Origin of the sequence: Promicromonospora umidemergens (assembly GCF_024171995.1) — a bacterium.
Classification (GTDB): domain Bacteria; phylum Actinomycetota; class Actinomycetes; order Actinomycetales; family Cellulomonadaceae; genus Promicromonospora; species Promicromonospora umidemergens.
In genome coordinates this window covers 25,080-42,171 of record NZ_JAMTCT010000018.1, presented here as the reverse complement: position 1 = coordinate 42,171, position 17,092 = coordinate 25,080, and the positions used below count along the sequence as shown (strand labels likewise).

The following is a 17,092-nucleotide window of genomic DNA, read 5'->3' as shown; positions in this document are numbered from 1 at the left end:
GGCTAGGGACAGAGGCCCTGGCTGTCAACCATCGTGCAGCGGGACCGTCGGCGGCGTCGGCGGCAGTCCCGCTGACGGGCTCGGGCCGGCCTCTAGGATGGAATCTCGGTCAAGCGGTCGGAGGGGTGATGGACAGGTCGGTCGGCATCCGCGAGGTCGCAGAGGCGGCCCGTGTGTCGGTGGGCACCGTCTCCAACGTGCTCAACAAGCCCGACCGGGTCTCCCAGGCCACGCTCGACCGCGTGCTGGGAGTCATGGACGGCCTCGGCTTCGTGCGGAACGGCCTGGCGAGGCAGCTCCGGATGGGCACGGGCACGACGCTCGGGATGATCGTGCTCAACGTGGCCAACCCGTTCTTCGCCGACCTCGCGCACGCGTGCGAGGCGGCCGGCGAGCGGGTCGGGCAGACGGTGGTGCTCGGCTCGAGCGATCAGCTCGAGGCACGGGAGGACCGCTACCTCGACCTGTTCGAGGAGCAGCGGGTGCGCGGGATGCTCGTCGCGCCGATCGACGGCATCACCCCACGGATGCGGCAGCTGCGCGCCCGTGGGATGCCCCTCGTCCTGTTCGACATCCACGGCGACCCGGGCTTCTGCTCGATCACGCTCGACGGCCGAGCGGGCGGCGCGATGGTCGCGCGGCACCTGATCGAGACGGGCCGCAGGCACATCGCCTTCCTCGGCGGCCCGCGGCACCAGGTGGAGGACCGCTGGCTCGGCGCGCAGGACGTCTGCGCCGGCAACCAGGGCGTCCGCCTCAGCCACGTCGACACCCGCGACCAGACGATCGCCGAAGGGCGCGCCGCCGGTGCGGTGATCGAGGCGATGGCCAAGAGCGAGCGGCCCGACGCCGTGTTCGCGGCCAACGACCTGCTTGCGCTCGGGCTGTTGCAGGCGCTCGTGCTGTCCGAGGACATCCGCGTGCCGGAGGACATCGCGGTAGTGGGGTACGACGACATCGACTACGCCCAGTCCGCCGTCGTCCCCCTGAGTACGGTCCGCCAGTCCACCGAGCTCCTGGCCGAGCGCGCGATCGAGCTGGTGCTCGCCGAGTCGAACGACCCGGAGCACGAGCACCAGCAGCTGCGGCTCCCGCCAGAGCTGATGGTGCGCGACAGCTCCGCGCCACGCTGAGCCCGCCGCGGCGGCCGGTGGGCGCAGTGGTTCACGGCCAGGTCGGACGAGCGCGCGAGAACCCGATCTGGCCGAGATGAAAGACGGCAGGTGGGCCCGACGGCGCCGTCGTCCCGCCGTCGACGTAGCGGACGCCGGCCTCGATCGCGACCACCGCGCCGGCGCCCGCCCATCCCGCGACCGCGAGCGTCGTACGTACCCAGCCCGCCGGCCAGAGCCGCTGGTTGGTGACCAGGGTCTCGCCGTCGGCGGAGATCAGCCGGAGCTCGGTGCGCAGCGCTCGGGCGGACGGGTCGGAGCACAGGTCGAACATCGCGAACACGAACCGGGCCTGGGTGAGGTCGAGCGGGTCGGGGAACCGGAGGCGAGCGAGCGGACCGGCTGGTTCGCCGACGACGCCGTCGGTGACACCGCCGCTGACCCGCAGGACGGGACCTTCGAGCTGCGCGTGTGGTACCGGCATGCAGCGCAGGCCGTGCTCGAGCACGGCGACCGCCGAGGCCGAACCGGCGGGTTCGACCCGCTGGTCCGCGATCGCCGCCTGGAGGAGCAGCGGGTCGCCGTCGACGTCCGTCGAGAGCGGGGCCCACGGAGCGGTCGTGGCGTCGGGCTCGGCGTGCGGCACCGCCGGCTGTGGCACGGGTGCGTCGGCGACGAACCGGTGGCGGCCAGGGCCGACGACCTGCTCGGCGGATCCGGGAAGGCGCACGAGAGCCTCCGCGCCGACGGGGACCGTCAGCGCCAGGTCGAGCCGCGAGCCGTCCCGGTCGAGCCGCACCTCGATGCGCCCCCGGACCGTCTCGGTGTCGAGGGTGAGCCGGGTGAGCCCCGCGACGACGCACGGTTCGACGACGAACCGCGCGTACCCGCCCGCGACGGGCCGTACCCCGGCGAGGAACTCCCACGCCCACGCGGCGAACGGGCCGCCGAGGCCGACATGGTCGAGCGAGCCGGTCCCGGTGTTCTCCGGGTCGATCCACCAGCACTCCCAGAAGGTGCCGGGGCCGTGGTCCAGCATGGCGCCGATGCCTGGTTCGGCGGGCTGGTGCAGGGCGTCGAAGAGCACCTGGGACCGGCCGTGGCGGGCGAGCGCGCGCACCACGGTGCGGGTGGTGGCGAAGCCCGACGAGACGCGGTCGCCGCGGAGGCGGACGTCCTGCTCGAGGCGCGCGACGGCGGCGGCCGACTCGGCAGGGGTGAGCCAGCCGCTCTCGACCGCGACCGCGAGGGATCCCTGGGACCCGTTGCCCACCGAGAGCCCGTCCGGGCCGGGGGTGGGGTCGACGAACGCCGCGCGCGCGGCCTGGCGGAGCGCGTCGGCCTGCGCCCGGCGGAGGCCCGCTGCCTCCGCCGCCCCCGTGAGCTCCTCGAACGTGGCGAGCACCCGGAGCGCGTCGAGCGTCGCGGCCGTGTGGTGCAGCTCGGGCGGGGTCTGCTCGAGCGCGAGCCAGTCGTGGCCGTAACTGATCGGGGCGAGGCTGATCGTGCCGTCGGCGCCGGCGCACGAGAGCTGGAAATCGACCCAGCCGCGCAGTGCCGGGAGGGTCTCGAGCACCACGTCGAGGTCGCCGTAGTGCAGCCAGTGGTTCTCCAGGACCCGCTGCAGCGCGGCGCCCCAGACCGGGTCGGCGGGGACCCGCTCCGCGCGCACGTCGGGCGAGATCGCGGGGATCGCGCCGTCCGGCTGCTGACTCGTCCGCAGGTCGGCCAGCCACTTGGTGAAGAAGGCCTGCATGTCGAACGCCGCGAGCTGGAGCTCGGCGGCGCTCGCGGTGTCCCCGGTCCAGCCCGACTGCTCGCGCGTGGGGCAGTCCTCGGGGATGCCGTGCACGTTGTTGAGCACGGTGCGCCGGCCCCTCGCGACGAGCGCGTCGACCAGGGGCGCGTCGGTGGTGAGGTCGCCGGTCGGGCGGAGGTCGCTGTGCAGGGTCCGCACCTCGACCCGCATCCGTGTGCCCGCGGGGAGGCCGGTCACCTCGAGGTAGCGAAACCCGTGGTAGCTGAACCATGGTTCGAGCGTGTGGCCCGTTCCCGTGCCGCGTGCCGGCGCGCCGATCGTGTACCGCACTGCCTGCCGCACCCGCCCGTGATCGAACGGCATCGTGAGGTTCGTCGTGTCGAGCCGGCCGTCGCTGCCCACGTGCTCGCCGTGCACGACCTGGACCACCGTTCCAGCGGGCAACGCGTCCTCGATGATCAGCCGGCTCCGCCCGGCCACGTTCACGCCGACGTCGAAGAGCCGGACCTCGGCGTCGGCGCTCGCGACGGGTGCCGGGACGAGGGTCTCGACCACGTGCAGGGGAGGGCCGGGGTCGGGCCGGACGGTGCGCGGCGGCGCCGCGACGTCGTTCCCCGGACCGCCGGTCGAAGGTCCGCCGGGAGAAGGACGGTCGGGAGAAAGTACCGAGACGGATGCCGTGCCGAGCTCGAGAGCGCGGTCGGGCTCGTGCGCCTCGAGATAGAAGGGCTCCTCGATCGTGACCGGCCCGGCGCCCACGAGCATCCCCGCCCCGGTGCCGTGGAACGTGCGGCTGCCGTCGGCGTGCTCGACCACCAGCGTGGCCAGCACGCGCGGATCGAGGCCGGTCCGTGCCCACTCACCCCGGGCGAGCGCGAGGTCGAGCACGTTGGAGCCGGGCACGAGGAGATCGGTGACCTCGTAGGTGCGGAAGAGCGCCAGGCCGGCGTCGGTCCGCGACGGGTCGCTCGCCGAGGCGTTCACCGGCGTGCCGTTGACGCTCGCGCGCATGAGGCCCTGTGCGGTGAGGTGGAGTCGCGCGCGGCGGGGCGCGCGTGCCAGCTCGAAGGTGCGGCGTGCGACGGCCGGCGGGGGAGTGGCGACCCAGCTGGCGCCGCCCCAGTCCGCGAGGGTGTGCGGCCCGGTCTCCAGCGGCACGGGCGTCGCCCACGGCGACCACGCCCCTGCCTCGTCCTGGCAGCGCACCGTGAAGGTCCCGAGGGCGTGCGGGGCGAGGTCGACCGAGACCCGCGTCCAGGGGTCGGCGCTCTCGACGACTCCGCTCGTCCAGACGGATGTCCCCGGCTCGTCGCGCACGACCGCCTCGAAGGCGGTCTGTGCCTGGCCGTCGCGAACGAGTGGCAGGCTCCACGACAGGCGCGGGCGGGGGGAGGTCGCGAGGACGACGAAGCGGTCGTCCCGCACCGTGGAGCGCGCGTCGACCCGCAGGCGCCCGGGAACCGTGCCGACTCGTCCTGACCGCTCCGTCATGGCCGACGTCCTCTCGATCGCGGGGGATTGAAACGTATCAGAACCTTCTTCGCGGCTGGCTCGGGCTTCAGCCTTGACATTCGCGCCCCACTGCAGAACCATCAGATGAAAGGTTTCAATCGACGTCGGTCCCCGGGGCTGATGCCATGAAGCGCCCCTTGCAGCCCTCACAGGAGAGGATCTGTCGACAATGACGTCACGTCCCCATCGCGTCCGTAGGCCGACGGCGGTCGCCGCCGCCCTCGCCGTCATCCCGCTGTTCGCCGCGTGCGGCAGCTCGGACACAGCCGGTGCAAGCAACGAGGTCGAGGGCAGCACGGTGGTCCTCACGACCATCACCAGCCTGGAGCCCCAGTTCAAGGAGTACGCCGACGCGTACATGAAGGAGTTCCCCGACCGCACGGTCGAGGTGCGCAGCACCACCGACGACGGCGCGGAGTACGCGCAGCAGCTCGCCACCGCCCGCCTGAGCGAGGACCTGCCCGACGTGTTCTTCAACGTCGACTTCCTCGCCGACACGCTGGCGAAGAACAACGTCACGCTCGACCTCGCGCCCGGCATCGAGGAGGGCAAGCTGGGCGACCTGGCGATGGACGACTTCCTGCCCCAGTTCGTCGCGCAGTACCGCCCGCTCGCGGACCCGGAGCAGGTGACCGGCCTGCCGGTGAGCGCCGACTCGGTCGGTCTCTACTACAACAAGTCGCTGTTCGAGCAGGCCGGCGTCACGGAGTACCCAGAGGCGGACTGGACCTGGGAGGACATGTACCGCGTCGCCGAGGAGATCCAGAGCAAGTCGGACGGTGCGGTCACCGGCCTCGCCGCCCCGCTCGCCGACGGCTCCGCGCAGATCGTGTACGGCCCGGTCATCCAGGCCTACGGCGGGTACGTGTACGACGCCGAGACGGGGAAGTCCGGTATCGGCCAGCCCGAGGCGGTCGAGGCCTGGACCACGCTGCTCGAGCCGTACGGCACCGCGTCAGGGGAGTACACCACGACCGGGGACGACCCGACCCTGCAGTTCAGCTCGGGCAACATCGCGATGGCGATCGCCTCGCGCGGGGCCGTCCCGCAGACGCAGCTCGCGCTCACGGACGCCGACTGGGACGTGCAGGTGCTGCCCACGATCGACGGCAGCTCGACGGCCGGCGGGGGGTCCTACGGCCTCTCGATCGCCCAGACGAGCGAGAACCAGGACGCCGCGTGGGCGTTCCTGGCGTGGTTCTACGACACCGACGCAGGGATGAAGATCGCGCAGGAGGTGGGCGGCGTCATCCCGCCGACCGAGGATGGCATCAGCAACGGCACCTGGAAGGACGGCGAGCCGCCGCCCGCGAGCATCGAGATCTTCGGTGAGTCCGCCCGCACCGCGGTGCTGCTCACGCAGATGCCGGGGGCGAGCGCCAGCGTCATGGCCGAGGCCACCAAGAAGGCGACCCAGGAAGTGCTGCTCGAGGGGCGGGACGTCGCGGAGGCCTTCCAGGAGGCCGAGGAGACCGTCAACGCCGCCATCGCCAAGGAGACCAAGTAGGTCGCCGGCCGGGTGCGGGAGCAGCCGTTCCCGCACCCGGCCCCGGTCCGGAGGAGCAACCCGTGACAGGAACCCCCATGACGGTGACACCGTCGCGCCCCGTGGAGCCGCCACGTCAGGCCGAGCCTGCCGAGCGTTCGCCCGGACGGAAGGACCGACGCGGCGACGCGCTCGTCGCCGCCCTCTTCGTCTCGCCCGCGATGCTCGCCTTCACGGTCTTCGTGATCGTGCCGGCGCTCGGCGGCCTCGTGCTCGCCTTCTTCGAGTGGGACCTCTTCGGCACGCCCGTGTTCGTCGGGCTCGACAACCTCGCCCGGCTCTTCACCGATCCGGCGATGTGGCAGGCGCTCGGCGTGACCGCCCTGTTCGTGGTGCTGGGAGTGATCCCGACGACCCTCGTCGGGTTCGTCCTGGCGGTCGTCGTCAACGTCAACATGCCGGGCATCGGCGCCTGGCGAGTTCTCTACTTCACGCCGATGATCGCCTCCGCCGCCGTCTCCGCCATCATCTGGGTGAACCTGTACAACGGCCGCAGCGGCCTGGTGAACCAGTTCCTCGCGCTGTTCGGCGTCGACGGACCGAACTGGCTCGCCGACCCGACCTGGGCGCTGCCCGCCCTCGTGCTCATGATGATCTGGGGAGCGCTGCCGATCGTCATCATCCTCTACCTGGCGGGCCTGCAGCGGGTCCCCGAGGACATCTACGCGGCGGCGTCGCTCGACGGCGCGGGCCGGTGGCGCCAGCTCTGGAGCATGACGTGGCCCAACGTGTGGGGCACGACCGTGCTGGTCGCGGTCCTGCAGGCGGTGAGCTTCGTCAGCGGTTCGTTCGAGGTCGCGCTGATCATGACCGACGGCGGCCCGCTCGGCACCACCCAGTCGCTCGCGCTGTACTCGTACAAGGTCGCGTTCACGGAACGTGACATCGGCTACGGAAGCGCGCTGTCCCTCTTCCAGCTCGCCCTCATCATCGGCGTCGTCCTGCTCTCGCGGGCGATCGTCCGCTTCCGGAAGGAGCGCGGCTGATGTCCACGCGGCTGTACCTCTCCCTGCGCTACGCGCTCGTCGTCGTGTGCGGGCTCGTCCTGGCGTTCCCGCTGCTGTTCATGGTCTCGGGCTCGCTCAAGTCCGCGCGCGAGATCAGCGCGTTCCCCCAGCCCTTGCTGCCCGAGACACCCGTGTGGCAGAACTTCGTCGATGCGTGGGACTACCTCACCCCTCAGGTGATCGGCAACACCTTCGTCTTCAGCCTCGGCATCGTGGGGCTCCAGCTCCTCATCTCGCTCCCGGCCGCCTTCGCCCTGGCGAAGATCCCGTTCCGGTGGAGCGCCGTCATCCTCGCGACGCTCGTCGTGCCGATGTTCGTGCCGGCGAACCTCACGCTGATCCCGCTCTTCGTCGTGACCTTCCAGCTCGGGTGGCTGAACTCGTTCGCGGGTCTCATCATCCCCATGGCCGCGCAGTGCGCGTTCGCGATCCTGCTGTTCCGCCAGTTCTTCGTGACGCTCCCGCCCGGCCTCATCGACGCGGCACGGATCGACGGCGCCGGCTGGTTGCGCGTCCTCGTCTCGATCGCCCTGCCGCTCGCCAGGCCGGCGCTGGCCACCTTCTGCTCCATCAGCTTCCTGACGGCCTGGAACATGTACATCTGGCCGCAGGTGGTCGCGCCGAACCCCGAGCACCGCGTGATCAACGTGGCGCTCGCGCCCCTCGCCGGCGGGGAGAACTCGGTGCTCTCACCGGCGATCGGGCTGGCCGGTGCGGTGCTCGCGATGATCCCGGTGCTCATCGTCTTCATCGCGCTGCAGAAGTGGTACATCAAGGGTGTCGTCGGAACCGGGCTCGAGTGACCGCACTGGTCACCCGGCTCCGGCTCGAGCAGTCGGAGCCCGGCGCGGTGCTCGGTACCGCCACGCCACGGCTCTCGTGGGTGCTCGACGTCCGCGCACCGGGCTGGGCGTCGGACCGGTACGAGGTCGAGCTCCAGGACGCGGCCGGCGCGACGTCGCTCGCCACGGTGCCGAGCGGTGAGAGCGTCCTCGTCGACTGGCCGTTCGCGCCGCTCGCTCCGCGCGGGCACGGCCGGGTGCGGGTCCGGGTCGGGTCGGGGGAGCGGTGGACGCCGTGGAGCGATGCGGTCCCCGTCGAGGTCGGGCTCCTGGGGCCCGAGGACTGGTCGGCGGCGTTCGTCAGCCCCGTGTCCCTCGGCGGGCTCGACGACGGCGCGCCGCTGGTCTTCACCGACTTCGACCTCGACGAGCTGCCGGTGCGTGCGCGTCTCTACGCGTCGGCGCACGGCGTCTACGAGGCCTCGCTCAACGGCGGCAGGGTCGGCGACGACGTCCTCGCGCCCGGCTGGACCGCGTACGAGCACCGCCTGCGCTACCAGGTCTACGACGTGCTGACCGGTCTCCGCAGGGGGCCGAACACCCTGAGCGCCCTCGTCGGCAACGGCTGGTACCGCGGCCAGCTGGTCTGGCCGGGCAACCGGTCGAGCTACGGTTCCCGGCTGGCGTTCCTTGCGCAGCTCGAGCTGGAGTTCGCCGACGGCTCGCGCCGGCGGATCGTGACGGACGGGTCGTGGCGGGCGAGCCGGAGCGGCATCCTCTTCGACGACCTCTACGACGGCGAGCGCCGCGACCTGCGGGTGCCGAACGTGCCCGACCGCGGGGGGAGCGAGCCCGTCGAGGTGGTGCCGGGTGACCTCGCGCGGCTGGTCGCCCGCCGTGGCCCGGCGGTGCGCGTGACGGACCGGGTGCCGGTCGCCGGGATGTCGGCGTCGGGCGGGACGATCGTGGACTTCGGGCAGAATCTCGTCGGCTGGGTGGAGCTGGTCGTCCGCGGGGGGCGCGCGGGTGACGAGGTCACGGTGCGCCATGCGGAGGTGCTCGAGGAGGGTGAGCTCGCGATGCGCCCGCTCCGCAGCGCCAAGGCGACGGCGAGCTACGTGCTGAGCGGTGCGGATGTCGAGGTGCTGCGTCCGACCTTCACGTTCAACGGCTTCCGCTACGCGGAGATCTGTGGGCTGTCCGAGGTCGCGGCCGCTGATGTCACGGCTCTGGTGCTCGGCTCCGACCTGCGTCGCACGGCGTGGTTCGAGTCGTCGGACCCGGACGTCGACCGGCTGTACGAGAACGTGGTCTGGAGCATGCGCGGCAATTTTCTGGACCTGCCGACCGACTGCCCGCAGCGCGACGAGCGGCTCGGCTGGACCGGGGACATCCAGGTGTTCGCCCCCACTGCCGCGACGCTCTTCGACACGTCGGGCTTCCTGGCGGGCTGGCTCGAGGACCTCGCGGCCGAGCAGCGGCCCGACGGCGGAGTGCCCTACGTCGTCCCCGACGTGCTCAGGGAGCCGGACCCGGCCGCCGCCGGCTGGAGCGACGCCGCCACGGTCGTGCCGTCCGTGCTGCACCTGGCGTACGCGGACCACGACCTGCTCGCGCGGCAGTACCCGTCGATGCGCGCCTGGGTCGACAAGGTCGCGGGCCTCGCCGGCGACGGCAAGCTGTGGAGAGGCGGTTTCCAGTTCGGTGACTGGCTCGATCCGGCGGCGCCGCCCGACGACCCGGCGAAGGCCGCCGCGGACCCCGACGTCGTCGCGACGGCCTACTTCGCCCGTTCGGCGGGCCTGCTCGCGGCCGCCGCACGGACGCTCGGTCACGATGCCGACGCCGACCGGTACCGCGCCCTCGCGGACGAGACCGTCCGCGCGTTCAACCACGAGTACGTGACCCCTGGCGGGCGGGTGCTCAGCGACTGCCAGACGGTCTACGCCCTCGCCCTGTGCTGGGACCTCGTCGCGGACCCGGCTGCCCGCGGTGCCGCGGGCGACCGCCTGGTGGAGCTGGTCGTCGCCGCCGGCTACCGGGTCGCCACCGGGTTCCTGGGGACGCCGCTGGTCCTCGACGCGCTGTGCGTGGCCGGCCGCCCGGACGTCGCGTACCGGATGCTGCTCCAGAAGGCACCGCCCTCGTGGCTGTACGCCGTCACTATGGGTGCCACCACCATCTGGGAGCGCTGGGACTCGATGCTGCCCGACGGCAGGGTCAACCCCGGCGACATGACCTCGTTCAACCACTACGCGTACGGCGCCGTGGCGGACTGGCTGCACCGGTGCGTCGGCGGCCTCGCGCCGACGGCGCCCGGCTGGCGGCGGGTCGAGGTGCGCCCGCTCGTCACGGGGCAGCTCGCGCACGCGCGCACCGCCGTCGACTCGCCCTACGGCCGGATCGAGAGCTCCTGGCGGATCGACGACGGACGCGTGCTCCTCGTCGTGGAGGTGCCCTACGGGGTCACGGCCGAGGTGTGGGTCCCCGGCGCGGAGACGCCCGTCGTCGTCGGCCTCGGTACGCACCGCTTCGAAGGTGCGGTCCAGCCGGGGTCGAGGCCTTCCGAGCAGCGCCTCAGCGGGTCCGCCGCCCCCTCGACGGATGCCGGAGCGCCGGCGGCTGCAGAATGGAGTGCATGACCCAGCCACCTCGTCGAAGCCTGTACACGTCGGTGCGCAAGGCCCTGCACGCCGATCCGTCGCAGGCACCGGACACCGAGGTGCAGCCCGCCGTCGACGACGCCATGGTGCTCAGGGCCCTGGACCTGGCGATGCGCATCGGCGAGTCGATGTTCGCGGTCGGCGCGTCCGCCCACGAGGTGACCCTGGCGATCACGCGCGTGGCCCATGCGTACGGGCTCCAGGGCGTGCACGTCGACGTGACCTACACGTCGATCACCCTGTCGTACCACCGCGGCGGCGAGGGCTGGCCGCACACGCTGCTCCGGGTCGTGCGCGTGTCGGCGCCCGACCATACGAAGCTGCAGCGCCTCCAGGCGCTGCTGGTCGACATCGACGAGGGGATGGGCCTCGACGAGGCGCGGACGGCGTTCCGGGTGATCCGCCGTGTGCCGTTCCGGTACCGGCAGCCGGTCGTCGTGGCCGCCCGGGCGCTGCTGGCGGTCGGCGCGAGCATCCTTGCCGGGGGATCTGCGGTGGTCGTGGTGCTCACCTTCGTCGCGGCGCTGGGCGCCGCGGCGACCCAGTCCGGGCTCGCGCGGCTGCGGGTGCCGTCGTTCTTCAGCCAGATCGCCGGAGCCTTCGTCACGACGGTGGTCGCGGTGGCCGTGTCCGCCCTCGCCGCCGCGGACGTCGAGCCGTTCGCCGGGGTGCTGCCCTCCATCATCGTGGCGTCCGGGATCGTCCTCATGCTCTCCGGCCTCACCGTGGTGGGCGCGGCGCAGGACGCGATCGACGGGTTCGCGCTCACGGCGGCCGGGCGCATCCTCGACGTCACGCTGCAGACGCTCGGCCTGGTGGTGGGCATCCTGGCCGGGCTGGAGCTCGGCAGCGTGCTCGGGTACCAGATGACCCTGCCGGACGGTCCGCCGCCGCTCGGTCCGCTGCCGAACCAGCTCGCCGGAGCGGTCATCGTCGCGGTCGCCGTCGCGCTGTTCAACGGCGCAGGCACGCGGATCCTCGCCGTCAGCGCCGTGCTGGGTGCCGTCGCGGCCCTCGGCCACGTCGTTGGGCTGACGTCACACCTGCACGAGGCGGCGGCGAGCGGCGTCGCGGCGTTGCTCGCCAGCTTCGCGGGGGTCCTGGTCGCCCACCGGCTGCACGTACCGTCCGTCGCGGTGACGACGGCGGCCATCGTGCCGCTCGTCCCCGGCGGCGCCGTGTTCTACGGGCTGCTCGGCATGGTGCACGCCGACCCGGCGTCGACAGGCGGCGGCGCGAGCTCCCTCGTCCTCGCGGCGTCGGTCGGCGTCGGGCTGGCGGCCGGCGCCTCGCTGGGGATCTACCTCGGGACACCCGTGCGGGCCACGCTCGCCAGCGTCGCCCGGTCCCGCGCGCGCGTCCGCCACTGACGGCGGACCGGAGGCGGTGGCGCTCAGCCACCGAGCGCGGCCGTGAGGTCGTCGGGCGTGGTCACCGGCCGGTCGCACACGAACCCGCGGCACACGTATGCGGCAGCCCGCCCGTCGACGAGCGGGCGGCCGGCGAGCAGGGGCACGCCAGGGGCGTCCGGCTCGCCGACGGCGACCACCAGCCCCGGCGACACCGCGCGCCGCGCCACGTCCTCCAGGGCGGCCCGCGCCGCGTCGTCGGGCCCGACGACGGCGACCTGCAGCGGGCCGGCGGCGAGCGCCTCAGCGGCGGCGAGCGTCCAGCCCGCGAACCGTGGCGCCTGCCGGGCCAGGGCGCCGGCGGCGGCCACCGCTGCCTCGGCGGCCGCACGGTGCCGGGACGAGCCGGTCAGGGCCGCGTAGGTGCACAGGGCCCGGGCGAGCGCCGACTGGCCCGAGGGCTCTGGCCCGTCGGTGGGATCCTTCGGCCGGCTCACGAGGCGCTCGGCGTCGTCGGCCGCGTCGAAGAACCCGCCGGCGTCGTCGCCGAACCGGGCCAGCGCGGTGTCCAGCAGCGCGCCGGCGGCCTGGAGCCACCGCGCCTCACCGGTCGCCTGGTGCAGGGCGAGGAGTCCCTCGGCGAGGTCACCGTGGTCGGCGGCGACCCCGGGCGCCGCCCCGACGACGCCGCCGCGCGACGCCCGCCGCAGGCGCCCGTCGACGAGGTGGAGGCTCAGGACGAGGTCGGCGCACCTCCGGGCCGCCTCGACGTGGTCAGGGAGGCCGAGCAGCACCCCGGCCTCTGCGAGGGCGGCGATCGCCAGGCCGTTCCACGCCGTGACCACCTTGTCGTCCCGCGTGGGCTGGGGCCGCGTGGCCCGGGCCTCGGCCAGCCGCGTCCGCACCCCGGTCCACCAGGCCGGGTCGGGGTCCTCGGGCAGCTGGAGCGTCGAGGTGCCCTGCTCGAAGGTGCCCTGGGTCGTGACGGACAGGACCTGTGCCGCCCGGGCCCCGTCCACCGGCCCGAGGATCTCCGTGAGCTGCTCGGGAGCCCAGACGTAGGTGAGCCCCTCGACGCCGTCGGTGTCGGCGTCGAGCGCGGAGGCGAACCCGCCCTCTGGCGTGCTCAGGTCCGCCAGGAGGAAGTCGGCGGTCTCGCGGGCGACGCGCCCAGCGAGCGGCGATCCCGTGGCGCGGTACAGGTGCAGGTAGACGCGCAGGAGCTGCGCGTTGTCATAGAGCATCTTCTCGAAGTGCGGCACGACCCAGGCGTCGTCGACCGCGTACCGCGCGAACCCGCCCGCGAGCTGGTCATAGAGGCCGCCGCGCGCCATGGCCTCGCACGTGCGCTCGACGATGCGCAGCGACCCGGGATCACCGGTGCGGGCGTGGTGGCGCAGAAGGTGCTCGAGCGTCATGGACGGTGGGAACTTGGGCGCACCGCCGAACCCGCCCCGTACCGGGTCGGCGGCGTGGGCCACGAGCCGCGCGGCCTGGTCGAGCGCTGCGTCGTCGAGCGCTTCGGGCGTCAGGCGCGACGACGTGCGCACGACCGCTTCGGTGATCGCAGCGCCCTGCTGCTCGACGGCGTCCCTGCTGTTCGTCCAGGCCTCGGTGATCGCGTCGAGCAGCGCCAGGAACTGCTCGCGGGGATAGTAGGTGCCGCAGTAGAAGGGCTCGCCCCCCGGGGTCAGGAAGCAGGTCATGGGCCAGCCGCCCTGCCCGGTCAGCGCGGTCGTCGCGCTCATGTAGACGGCGTCGACGTCGGGCCGCTCCTCCCGGTCGACCTTCACGGCGACGAAGCGGGCGTTGACGACCTCGGCCACGCCGGCGTCCTCGAACGACTCGTGCGCCATGACGTGGCACCAGTGGCACGCCGCGTACCCGACGGACAGGAGGACCGGGACGTCGCGGCGCCGGGCCTCCGCGAACGCCTCGGCGCCCCACTCCCACCAGTCGACGGGATTCCCCGCGTGCTGGAGGAGGTACGGGCTGGTCGCGGTCCCCAGACGGTTCGGCATCGCACCAGCCTGACATGCGGCGGCTCACCGGTCGTGCGCGGGACGCAGGACGACCTCGACGTGGGCGGCGGCGACAGTGGCGGACCGGTGCGCGACGAGGAGGGTGGCACGGTCGGTGGCTCGGGCGAGGAAGTCCATGATGGCGGTGTCCGCCTCGGGGTCCAGCGACGCCGTCGGCTCGTCGAGGACGAGGACGCGGGGGTCACGGAGCAGTGCGCGGGCGATGGCGACACGGGCGCGCTGGCCCCCGGACAGGCCGGCGCCGTGCTCCCCGACGGGGGTCGCCAGCCCGAGCGGGATCCCGCTCGACGCGTCGAGCAGCCCTGCCGAGCGCGCGGCGGCGTCGACCATCGCGTCGGTCGCTCGCGGGTCGCCGAGCATGATGTTGCTGCGGATGGTCCCGCGCAGCAGCGGTGACGACTGCGGGACGACGGCGACGAGGTCGCGGAGCTCGGCGTCGGGCAGGCACCGTAGGTCGCTCCCGTCGATGCGCACGCTTCCGGCGTCGGGGTCCCAGATGCGGAGCGCGAGCCGTGCGGCGGTGGTCTTGCCCGCACCGGAAGGGCCGGTGAGAGCGACGATCTGGCCGGGGCGGACGTGCAGGCTGAGTCCGTCGAGCACGGGGCGGCGCCCGTCGTAGGCGAACGTGACCCGGTCGAGGACGAGGCCCACCTCGCCGTCGACCGCCGGCCCGGTGCGCCCGGCAGGAGGCCCGTCGACGGCGGGCGGCGTGGCGAGCACGCCCGTGATGCGTTCAGCGGACGCGCGCAGGGTGCCGGCGTTGCGCAGCAGGTCGGCGATCTGTGCCGCCGGACCGAGCCCGGCGACGGCCACCGTGACCGCCAGCGGGATGTCGGCAGGGGCGATCGCGGCGCGGTCGGCCAGCACGACACCGAGGGCGCCGAGCGCGGCGGCGGCCAGGGTGATGTCGGCGACGCCGCGTTCGAGGCCGAGGCGGGCGGCCTCCCTGACCTGGGTGCGTGCGTGGGCGCGGGTGTCGTCGGTGATGCGGTCGAGCTGGGTGCCGAGGGCGTCGGCGCCCGCGAGCTCGCGCAGCCCGCGGACGGTGTCGAGCAGGTCCGACCGCAGCGTGGCGGAGCCGGCGGCGAGCGCCGCGCCGTCGCGGCGCGCCCGGCGCGCGGTACCCAGGGGCACCACGACGCCGACGACGAGCAGCGGAACCCACACGAGCAGCAGCAGCGGGCTGAGCGAGACCGAGACGGCGGTGCTGACGGACAGGATGAGCAGCGCGCTCAGGGTCTGCGCCGCGGTGTGCGCGTAGAGCCACTCGAGCGTCTCGATGTCGGCGACGATCGTCGTCACGAGGTCGCCGGTGCGCCGGTGGCGGGTGCGGGCAGGGAGCGCCTGGCGCAGGGCGTCGAAGACCCGGCCACGAAGCATCCCGATGAGCCGGTACGCCAGGTCGTGCGACACCCACGACTCGCGCCATGCGGCCGCGGCCGCCACGACGCCGAGGGCGCACAGCGTGAGTGCGGTGAGCCCGATGGGCAAGGGCTCGCCCGCCATGACGCGTCCGACGGCGAGGGCGAGACCGAGGGCGATCGTGAGCACGACGGTCTGGCTGAGGACGCTCCACAGCACGGTCTCGACGAACAGGCCGCGGCGGGTGGCGATGACGGGCAGCAGCCGCAGGACGGCCCTCACCGGGCACCTCCCGCGGTCAGCGCAGGCAGCGAGGGCGGGCCGTCGCCGCTCGCCACCGTGCGCCCGTCCTGGAGCGCGATCCACCGGTCGGCGTGCAGGCAGGCGCTCTCGCGGTGGGCGATGATGACTGTCGTCCGTGCGGGCGAGGCGGTGGCGACGGCGTCCATGACGCGGCGTTCGGTGTCGGCGTCCAGGGCGGAGGTGACCTCGTCGAGCACGAGCACTGGTGCCTGCGACAGGAGCCCCCTGGCGATGGCGAGCCGCTGTCGTTGCCCGCCGGAGAGCTGCTCGCCGTTCTCGGCCAGCACCGTGTCGTACCCGTCGGGCAGCGCGCGGACCACGTCGTGGACGTCCGCGACCGCGCAGGCGCGCTCGACCTCGGCGTCGGTGGCCTCGGGCCGGTAGAGGCGGAGGTTGTCGCGCACCGTCCAGGCGAACAGGGTCGGGTCCTGCGGCACGACCACGACGCTCCGGCTGCGTGCTCGGGGGGTGTAGTCGCGCAGGTCGACGCCGTCGAGGCGGAGCTGCCCGGTGCCGGGGTCGACCTCCCGCTCCAGCAGGCGGGCGAGGGTGCTCTTGCCCGATCCGGAAGGTCCGACGACGGCGAGGGTCTCGCCGGGTCCGACCCGCAGGCTCAGACGGCTGACGCCCCGGCCCGTCCCGGGGTAGTGATAGGTGACGTCGTCCACCTCGACGGACCCGGCCCGGGCGGGGGCCGAGCTGGTGCCGTCCTCGACGACGGCCGGAGTCCGGGAGAGGAACTGGTCGAGGCCGTCGACGGCGGTCAGGCCGAGGTACCCGGCGTGCCAGCTCGTGCCCAGCTCCTGCACGGGACGGAAGCACTCGCGGACCAGCAGCAGCACGGTCACGGCGGACGCGGCGCGCAGGTCACCGGAGAGCACCGCCGACAGGGCGGCGACCACCGCGAGGACGGTGCCCAGGTGCATGGCCAGGCCGCTCACGAAGGTCTCGACGAGCGAGAGGCGCAGCTGGGCCATGGTGAAGCCGCGCAGGTGGTCGGCGTCGTCGGCGAGCCTGGCGGAGATCCGCCCGGTCGCTCCGAAGGCACGCAGCAGCGGGATCTGCTGCAGCGCCTCGACGTAGTCGGAGGACAGTCGCGTGAACCGGTCCCACCGGTGCCGGCCGGTGCGCAGCAGCCGGACGTCCCATGCTCGCGGCGCGAGGATCGCGAGCCCGGCGGCGATCGCGAGCACGACGCCGGCTCCGGCCGAGCGCGCCATGACGAGCGCGACGACGACGGCGGGGACGACGAGCACGACGAGCAGCTGCGGCAGGTAGCGCGTGTAGTAGGCGTCCAGGCCGTCGACCCCGTCGACGACCGTCGCCGTGGCCTGTCCGGAGTCGCGCTCGGCGACCGGCACCGCGCCGAGCCGGGTCAGCAGACGTCGGCGGAGCCGGACCCGCACGGTGGCGCCGAAGCGTGCGGCGACGGGCTCGCGCGCGCCGGTCAGCGCCCCCCGGACCAGGGTGATCCCGATCAGCGCCGCCACGGCGGGCAGCGGGTCACCCTCCCCACGGACGAGCACCGCGATGACCGACCCCGCGGTGATCGCGAACGCCACGTGCAGGGCCGAGAGCACGACCCCGAGGCCGGCCAGGGCCAGGATCGCACCAGGGACGGCCCCGGCGAGCTGGAGCAGGCGGCGGTGGACCAC

At 73.6% G+C, this 17,092-nt stretch carries 10 protein-coding genes; 6 read left to right on the top strand and 4 right to left on the bottom strand.

The window, feature by feature from the left end; all coding sequences use genetic code 11:
* Nucleotides 1-128 precede the first annotated feature (128 nt).
* A complete protein-coding gene (locus APR04_RS22775) occupies nt 129-1,133 on the top strand; it encodes a LacI family DNA-binding transcriptional regulator (RefSeq protein ID WP_253874687.1) in 1,005 nt (334 codons plus the stop codon).
* A 31-nt stretch (nt 1,134-1,164) separates the two neighbouring features.
* Here APR04_RS22775 and APR04_RS22770 read toward each other — a convergent pair whose 3' ends face one another.
* The gene (locus APR04_RS22770; protein ID WP_253874685.1) at nt 1,165-4,362 is read right to left on the bottom strand and encodes a family 78 glycoside hydrolase catalytic domain; all 3,198 of its coding nucleotides are present in this window, start codon (nt 4,360-4,362) and stop codon (nt 1,165-1,167) included.
* Between the two features lie 190 nt (nt 4,363-4,552).
* On the opposite strand from APR04_RS22770, the gene APR04_RS22765 reads away from it, so the two are divergent.
* From APR04_RS22765 to APR04_RS22745, 5 genes are all read left to right on the top strand, one after another.
* A complete protein-coding gene (locus APR04_RS22765) occupies nt 4,553-5,890 on the top strand; it encodes an ABC transporter substrate-binding protein (RefSeq protein WP_253874683.1) in 1,338 nt (445 codons plus the stop codon).
* Between the two features lie 62 nt (nt 5,891-5,952).
* Complete coding sequence (locus tag APR04_RS22760; protein ID WP_253874680.1) at nt 5,953-6,915, top strand: carbohydrate ABC transporter permease; 963 nt, start codon at nt 5,953-5,955, stop codon at nt 6,913-6,915.
* Entirely contained in the window at nt 6,915-7,739 is an 825-nt protein-coding gene (locus APR04_RS22755) for a carbohydrate ABC transporter permease (protein ID WP_253874670.1), read from the top strand. Before APR04_RS22760 ends, APR04_RS22755 begins: the two co-directional genes overlap by 1 nt.
* Complete coding sequence (locus tag APR04_RS22750) at nt 7,736-10,360, top strand: family 78 glycoside hydrolase catalytic domain (protein WP_253874668.1); 2,625 nt, start codon at nt 7,736-7,738, stop codon at nt 10,358-10,360. The genes APR04_RS22755 and APR04_RS22750 overlap by 4 nt, the downstream gene beginning before the upstream one ends.
* The gene (locus tag APR04_RS22745) at nt 10,357-11,751 is read left to right on the top strand and encodes a threonine/serine exporter family protein (protein ID WP_253874666.1); all 1,395 of its coding nucleotides are present in this window, start codon (nt 10,357-10,359) and stop codon (nt 11,749-11,751) included. The genes APR04_RS22750 and APR04_RS22745 overlap by 4 nt, the downstream gene beginning before the upstream one ends.
* Before the next feature lie 23 nt (nt 11,752-11,774).
* On the opposite strand, the gene APR04_RS22740 is transcribed toward APR04_RS22745, so the two are convergent.
* The 3 genes from APR04_RS22740 to APR04_RS22730 are packed head-to-tail and all read right to left on the bottom strand — an operon-like array spanning nt 11,775 to nt 17,092.
* Nucleotides 11,775-13,751: a thioredoxin domain-containing protein gene (locus tag APR04_RS22740; RefSeq protein WP_253874664.1), complete on the bottom strand. Its 1,977-nt coding sequence runs from the start codon at nt 13,749-13,751 to the stop codon at nt 11,775-11,777.
* A 24-nt stretch (nt 13,752-13,775) separates the two neighbouring features.
* Nucleotides 13,776-15,416, bottom strand: coding sequence for an ABC transporter ATP-binding protein (locus APR04_RS22735; RefSeq protein WP_253874662.1), 1,641 nt, complete (start codon nt 15,414-15,416; stop codon nt 13,776-13,778).
* Nucleotides 15,413-17,092 carry an ABC transporter ATP-binding protein/permease gene (locus APR04_RS22730; RefSeq protein WP_253874653.1) on the bottom strand — a complete coding sequence of 560 codons (1,680 nt, stop codon included), beginning with the start codon at nt 17,090-17,092 and terminating at the stop codon, nt 15,413-15,415. The genes APR04_RS22735 and APR04_RS22730 overlap by 4 nt, the downstream gene beginning before the upstream one ends.